Annotated in this window: 4 protein-coding genes; all 4 read right to left on the bottom strand. The window is 56.0% G+C overall.

What is annotated here, in order from left to right:
- Positions 1-10 precede the first annotated feature (10 nt).
- Entirely contained in the window at positions 11-2,422 is a 2,412-nt protein-coding gene (locus FBQ85_26110) for a hypothetical protein (protein MDL1878606.1), read from the bottom strand.
- A complete protein-coding gene (locus FBQ85_26105) occupies positions 2,419-3,441 on the bottom strand; it encodes a DUF4974 domain-containing protein (GenBank protein MDL1878605.1) in 1,023 nt (340 codons plus the stop codon). The genes FBQ85_26110 and FBQ85_26105 overlap by 4 nt, the downstream gene beginning before the upstream one ends.
- 105 nt (positions 3,442-3,546) lie before the next feature.
- A complete protein-coding gene (locus FBQ85_26100; protein ID MDL1878604.1) occupies positions 3,547-4,107 on the bottom strand; it encodes an RNA polymerase sigma-70 factor in 561 nt (186 codons plus the stop codon).
- Positions 4,108-4,657: 550 nt separating this feature from the next.
- Positions 4,658-5,323 (bottom strand): LacI family transcriptional regulator, encoded by a 666-nt coding sequence (locus FBQ85_26095; GenBank protein ID MDL1878603.1) that lies wholly within the window; start codon positions 5,321-5,323, stop codon positions 4,658-4,660.

Here is a 5,323-nt window from a genome sequence, read left to right as displayed (position 1 = left end):
GCCGCGCGGCTCATTTTGCAAAATGCAGCGCCAGCCACAACCGAAAACTCCCCTGCATTTCACCGCTCAGTTGTTCTTCGTGCGTGTGTAAAACAGCGGCCTCAAAAGTATGTGGCTTGTCACTTCCGGCCATCAACCAGCTCAAACCGAACGCGAGTTGCGCGCGGCTGCCTGATTCTCTTGTCTCACTGAAATAAGCCCGCGCCAACTCTTCGGCTGAATCGTTGGGCCGGACTTCGATATGGCCCAAATCCCACGCGCGCACGGGATAGCCGGAGGCGCGGGAGTAATGCCATTTGAGCTGCACACGCGACGAAACATAGCGCGTGAAGGCAAGACTGAGGATGCGCTCGCGATTGAAGTACGGCTGAAACGAAGTGCCGCCCGCGCTCACATAGCGCGCATGACTGTGGGTATAACTCAACCAGCCTTGCGAAAGGCCGCGCACTTTGCCCAGCCAGAATTCCATGCCGCTGCTGTGGCCGTGCGCCAGCGGTATCTGCCAAATATGATAATTGATGCGGCCCAGATAAAATTGCCCGGCAAAATCATATTGCTTTTTGAAGCCTGCCACAGCGAGCGCCCAATCGGCCTGTGGGCGAAACGAAATCTCGCCGCGCCAGTGGCGTGCGCGCGAGGGCGAATGTGCCTCTGCGCGCACGACATACTCACCGGCGCCCGGGCTGTCACCAGACTTGGCCTCGCTGGCAAAGCTGCGATCGGTGAATTGATGATAGTCTCCAGCCGCCAGTGTCAGTTGCACAACGGGTGCCGGCGTCAGGGTAAATTGCACACGCGGCTCAACCCACACGCGGCCGTCCGACAATATTGTGGGAACTCGGGCGCCCACTTCCATGCTCCAAAAAGGTTGCATCAGGCGAACGCTAAAATGAGGCGACAACAAATTGACCTTTTGGCGGGCGAGCAGAAGATTTCTTGCGTTGGTGTAAGGAAAGGTGTCTTTAATATACTTAAACTCTCCGAGACTGTCGAGCGCGGTCAGGCGATTTTCGCCGATCAACCGCGCGGCATGTGCGCCGGCATGAAGCGCAGATGCGCTGGTGATCTGATGAGTCACATCCAACTTGAAGCCAGTTTCCGTCAGCCAGTCTTGCAATGCCGAGTGATACAATAAAATCGCATGCCCGGGACCGTCATACCGCAAGCCGGAGCTGTGTGTCATGGTTTCACGGATACGAAATGAATTCGATTGCGTCAAAGATCCTTGCGCCACCAGCGACAAAAACGTCAAGCGGCGCTGCGGCGAGAATTGAAGCTCGAATTTGTTGAACAAATCATTGGCAGAAAATGTGTGAAAATCGAGATCCTGCTCCACGTTGGCGCGGCGCAGCAGGCCGCTCCAGGCAATTTTTTCCGAATAGTGATTGGCGCCGACACCAAAGCCATTGGTGCTGAGGCCGCCATAAAAACGATACGGCTGTTCGCGAATCTCGCGCGAGTGCAACGCAATGAAGCCTGACATGGCCCCGCCCAGCGAAGCGCCATACCCGGAACGATGCAGGGTGATGGCATCGATCGTCGTGGCAGAAAACAAACTGCGACGATTGCGGCTGTAAGTCGGCACGAAAATAGGCACGCCGTCCAGTTCGATGCCGACTTCACTCGCGCTGCCGCCTTCCACGTGCGGAAAGACGTCGTCCGCTTCGCGATGTGAAACACCCGGTTGCTGCTGCAAAATTTCGAAAACTTCATCGGGGCGGCTCAGCGCGGACAGTGTGAGGCCATGGCGCGACAAGGTTTGTTGCGCCAGCAAACCGTTTATGTTCCTTGGCAAACGCTGCGCCTCCACCAGCACTTCCGGCGTGGTCATGTTTTTCGGTGTGAGCGCAATGGGCACATGCGGCGCGATTTCTCCCGACAGCACCAATTCCGTGGAATAATCCTCATAACCCACGCGCTTGACACGCAAGCGGTTGCGGCCGGGTCGCGCCTGCGAGATGCGATAGTGGCCGAGCGAATCCGTGCGCGCATGTTCGCGCGCCGGCAGCAGGAAAATCTCCGCACCTTCCAGCGGGCGTTCATCCTGGGCATCGAATACTGCGCCGGCCAGGGCAATGAGCCGCCTCACCTGGGAAGATTTTGGCGCAATCACCCAGAGATTTCCACCCTGACTCACAGCCTCGAAGGGCGTCGTTTGCAACAACCGATGCAAAACGCTGAGCGCCGGCCCGGTGTGCTGCAACGAGACGCGGCAGGAATCCACCAGGGAATTGGCAAACAACAAGCGCATTCCGGATTGCGCCTGCCAATCTTCGAGCACGGCGCTGAGTTTTTGATTTTGCGCCGTGAGGCGAACTGTGGACATGCTTTGGCCGTATGCCGGCGCACCGGTAATCGGCAAAAGCCCAAGACAGAAGATCGTTGCCGGCAGCATTCGCCTGGCGGTGAAAATTGCGCTCACTTTTCTCTCAACCAGTAACCCGTAGTCGTTGCTTCGGCGCGCGCATGAATCGCGATGGGAATTGCTGCGATCACGTCCGCCGCCGGTTCTTGCGCAAATTGCGCCGTGATGTTGTGACGCATGAGGCGGTCGTCCGCCTGAATCGAAATGGCAAAATGGCGCTGCAATTCCGCCAACACTTCCGGCAGTGGCCGGTCGCGAAACACCAACCGGCCCTCACGCCAAGCCATGATCTCCTGCGGAGCAGGCACGCGCGTCAACAATACTGCAACCGTATCGCAAATGGCCGCCAGACCCGGCGTCAAAAAAATTTCGTTTTCGGTGCTGGATTGCTTTGGGGCTATTCCCACGCGACCGGTTTTCACGAATACCTGAGTCGCGTTTTCCCAGGTTCGGACATTGAACGAGGTTCCCAGCACGCGCACGCGGGCATGGATTGTCTTGACTTCAAAGGGCGCAGAGGCAGATTGGAACTCAAAAAAAGCCTCGCCTTCCAATTCGACCTCGCGCTTTTCTGTGGAGAATCTGCCAGGATATTTCAACGTTGATCCGGCGTTCAGCTCGACGATTGAACCGTCCGCCAGCAGCATCTGTTGCCGCTCGCCGTGCGACACCGCAACACTTTTCCAGGCTTGCGATTCACGTCCAAAGTCAAAACGTAGCAAGACAATCAACAGAATGATGGCAGCGCCGGCAAACGCCCACACGGGCCGCGCGTGCATAACCTCCACCAGCCGTTGTTGCCAACGGCCTGGTTTGCGGCTGACCGTTCGCGGCGCTTCGGCAGCGGGCAACGCTTCCAGCAGTTTTTGCCATTGAAAATCTTTGGGTGTGCCGTTCGGCGCTTCCGGCGGCGCTGCGGATTGCCACAAGGCCGTCAATTGCTGCCATTCGTCTTCGTGCTCGCGTGTAGCCGCGCGCCAGGTTTTGAGTCTAGTTTCTTCTGCCGAACTGAGGCGATGTTGCTGCCATTTCGCGAACAACTCGCAAAGTTCTTCAGTTGAGAGATGGTGTTTCATGGCAATGTCTCGATGGTTACGATAGGATAGACGAAATCAGGAAGGCAAACCCCCATGCGGTTTGTGATTTTTTTGCGCGTGCGAAGAGTTTGGAATGAAGCTGGCTTAAACGCGTACTCCCAATTCCACCAATTTTTCCCGCAGCAAGCGCAAAGCCTTGCCAATATGCTTCTCCACGGTTTTCACAGATATTCCCATGATTTCGGCAATCTCGGCGTGTGAGAGATTTTCATAGCGGCTGAGAATGAAGGCAGTGCGCGGGCCCTCGGGCATGGCAGTGACAAATTCGGAAATCATATCTGCGAGCTGTTCGGACTCGATCGCCTGGTCTGCTGCTAGCGCCGCCGGGTGTGATTGTGTTTCCAATTCTAGACGATTATTCTCTCGCTTGGGGCGGCGCAACACATCTGTAGCCAAATTACTCGCAATGCGAAACAAGTAAATTTCAATGTTGCCGCCCGGTCTGAGTTGCGACCGGGCATTCCAAAATCGCAGAAAGGTTTCCTGCACCAAATCTTCCTCCTGTTCCACCATCCGCAGCTTGAGCCAGAGAAAACGATACAGCCGCGGTTGGAATTCCTCAAACAGCTGTTTGAACACGGCGGTATCTCCCGCTTGCAACGCGGCAAGTTGTTCGGAAGAGAGTTCCAGTTTCGGCTTTGGCATTATTGATTTTTGTAACTCGTTTCAATCGAATTTGCTTTAATGAGAACGCCAAAACCTCGTGAATTAAAAAAACACTTGCAATCTCAATCTTGTTGCGGCGTGTCAAAGGTTCTTGTTGTTGTGGTGGGAAAAGGGGCGTGATTGTCTCACCAACTCCCCGCGGAAGGCGCGTTGCATGAGGTTGTGGAAGAGATCCGGATCAGCGTTGTCTGGCAGCCGGGGATTCAACACCAGGAGTGACAAGCGAATTTCGTTCCCGCCCTCAGAACGCCGTGCCCATGCCGCGCCTTCGGAGTTGACAAAACGTTGGTACCTTTTTCTCTATGAACATGGCACTCATTTATAGCAAGATGATGGGGTTTGGCATTTCGTGATTTTGCAAAACAATTCGCGGATAATGAAATCAGAAGGTTTTGTCGAAATCCTGAGCGGTTCTTGCCAACAGAAATGAAAAATCCCACCGCAACGTTGGTGGGATTTCTGTTTTCTGAGCGAAAGGTGCGAAGGATTCCGGGGCAGGCCTGCGTCCGGTCTCAAATTTCAACCCGCCTCAAACCTTCGCTGGCAGGCCGTGTTGCTGCACTTGTAGTTGCGGCTTCACCGTTACTTGTTGCGGCGGCGAGCCGGGATGCTTCATCAATGCCAGCATGCGCTTGACGGCTTGATATCCGATTTCGGCCTGGGGCTGGCGCACAATCATGACGCCGCTATGTTCGGCCAGCTCGCTGTCACGGAATGCCACGATTGCCACGTCTTGCGGCAGGCGGAGACCCGCGTTTTGCACGGCGCTGAGCGCGCCACGCACCAACGAATCACATGTGACAAACAGCGCGAGCGGCGTGCTCGCCCGGCCCTCCTGAACCTGCTGCGCCAAAAACGTTTTCATGGCGGCATAGCCGGATTGCCAGGCGGAGGCAGCGGCATTTTTCCCGAGCGCCTCGCTTCGAATTACGGTTTGCGCAGACGCGGCGATCCCCGCTTCCTGCAAGGCGTTTTGGCAATCCTGCAAACGCGCTTGCGCCCGCATGTTTTCATAATGTCCGGCAAGCAGGGCGAAGCGGCGATAACCGAGACGCAGCAATTCCTGTGTTGCCAGAGCCGCGCCATATTGATTGTCAACCGTAATCGAATCGAATTGATGATGCTGGCTGTCCACCAACACCAGCGGCAGCCGCCGGCGTTTGCAATCCACCGCCAAAGCGCCGGAGAGCGGCAT

The sequence above is a fragment of the Cytophagia bacterium CHB2 genome (assembly GCA_030263535.1).
Taxonomy (GTDB): Bacteria; Zhuqueibacterota; Zhuqueibacteria; order Zhuqueibacterales; family Zhuqueibacteraceae; genus Coneutiohabitans.
This window is presented reverse-complemented; position numbering and strand designations above follow the sequence as displayed.

Excerpts from the sequence above, each read along its gene's own strand:
- FBQ85_26100 (MDL1878604.1), bottom strand. The coding sequence starts at position 4,107 with ATGCCAAAGCCGAAACTGGAACTCTCTTCCGAACAACTTGCCGCGTTG.
- FBQ85_26095 (MDL1878603.1), bottom strand. The coding sequence starts at position 5,323 with ATGCCGCTCTCCGGCGCTTTGGCGGTGGATTGCAAACGCCGGCGGCTG.
- FBQ85_26105 (MDL1878605.1), bottom strand. The coding sequence starts at position 3,441 with ATGAAACACCATCTCTCAACTGAAGAACTTTGCGAGTTGTTCGCGAAA.